We start from the raw sequence: 1,328 nt of genomic DNA, 5'->3' as shown, positions 1-1,328 counted from the left end.
GTGCCGCACGCGCCGCCGAGGGCGAAGCGCCAGCGGTCCGGCGCCGCCTCGAACACGTCGTACAGCCCGCCGTCGTACGTCGCCTCCCCCGGCCGGCGCACCAGGCTGTGCTCGACGCCCGGGATGCTCGGCAGGGCGTACGCGGGCGGCTCGGGCGGCGGCGCGGCCCGTGTGCGCAGGCGGAACCAGACCGTCTTGGAGCCGGTGGCGTACGACACACCCCACTCGGCGGCGAGCATGACGGGCATGAGGAGCCCGCGGCCGCTGATGCGGTTGGGATCGTCGCCGTCGCCCGGCGCGGGCAGCACGTGCGCGGCGTCGCCGTCGACCACCTCGATCTGGATGGACGCGGAGGTGGCCCGGCACACCACCTCGAACGAGGTGCGCGCGTGGATGACGGCGTTGGTGGCCAGTTCGCTGGTCAGCAGGACGGCGTCGTCGATCGCGTCATCGGCGCCCCATCCGATGAGCGTCTCCCGGACGAACCGGCGTGCCTGCGCGACGGCGGTCCGGTCCGCCGGGTAGGCCGCCCGCACAATCGGATGCACGGGAGCTCCCTTCGCGAGATGTGCCGCTCGGTCGACGTCTCTCGCACCCCATCGTGACAGAACGCGGGCCCACGATTACACATTGTGAGGAAACCGAGGGTCGCGCGCGCGACGGAACCGCGCCACCTGTCACGGAGAGTGACGAACGTCAGCCCCCGGCGGGCTGGAATGACCCGAATACCCCGTCCATGACGCCGGGGTAGGAATCCCACCGGCTCGCGGGGCCGGCGACGAGGACGGCGTACTGCCGTCCGTTCACGGTGAACCCGCGGTCGATCGCCCGCATGGTGCCGTGGTCGCTGGTCGTCCAGGTGTACTCCAGGTCACTGGCGGGCCAGCCACGCGGGGAGAAGCGGCCGCTGAGACGGAGCTCGCGGAAGCCGGGCAGAACGTTCTTGGCCTGCACCTCACGCTCGAAGACGTGCCAGTGCTCGACGGGGTCCTTGACCCCCCAGGGGATCGTGTCGATCTGAACGTAGGCGCCGGTGGAGGGCTGCTTCCACAGCACCGACGAGCTTCCGCGCGCCTCGCGGGTCCAGCCGGCCGGCACGGCGAGCGACGTGCCCTCCGGGCCGGCGGAACGGTGGTATCCGGCCGGAACGGTCGGGCCGGCCGTCGCAGTCCGGCCGGCCGTCGGAACCGTCGGCGTCGGGGTGGGCGACGGTCCCGAGCCGTCGGCGGAATGGCGCGTCAGGAGCACGGTGGCGGTGGCCACCGCCACCACCAGCACGACCGCCACGACGACCAGCCACACCTTCGAGCGGCCGCTCGCGGCCTTGC

Annotated in this window: 2 protein-coding genes; both read right to left on the bottom strand. The window is 72.7% G+C overall.

Going from position 1 to position 1,328, the window contains the following annotated elements; translation table 11 throughout:
• Window positions 1-548, bottom strand: a 548-nt coding sequence (locus tag ACFFNX_RS50175; protein ID WP_378213571.1) for an ATP-binding protein, incomplete at its 3' end; no start/stop codon positions are given.
• 148 nt (window positions 549-696) lie between these two features.
• A partial coding sequence (locus tag ACFFNX_RS50170) for a serine/threonine kinase C-terminal domain-containing protein (RefSeq protein WP_378213570.1) occupies window positions 697-1,328 on the bottom strand: 632 nt, incomplete at its 5' end.

The organism is Actinoallomurus acaciae (assembly GCF_042429965.1).
Taxonomy (GTDB): Bacteria; Actinomycetota; Actinomycetes; order Streptosporangiales; family Streptosporangiaceae; genus Actinoallomurus; species Actinoallomurus acaciae.
The sequence above is the reverse complement of the archived record's forward strand: the minus strand, read 5'-3'. Positions and strand labels throughout refer to the sequence as shown.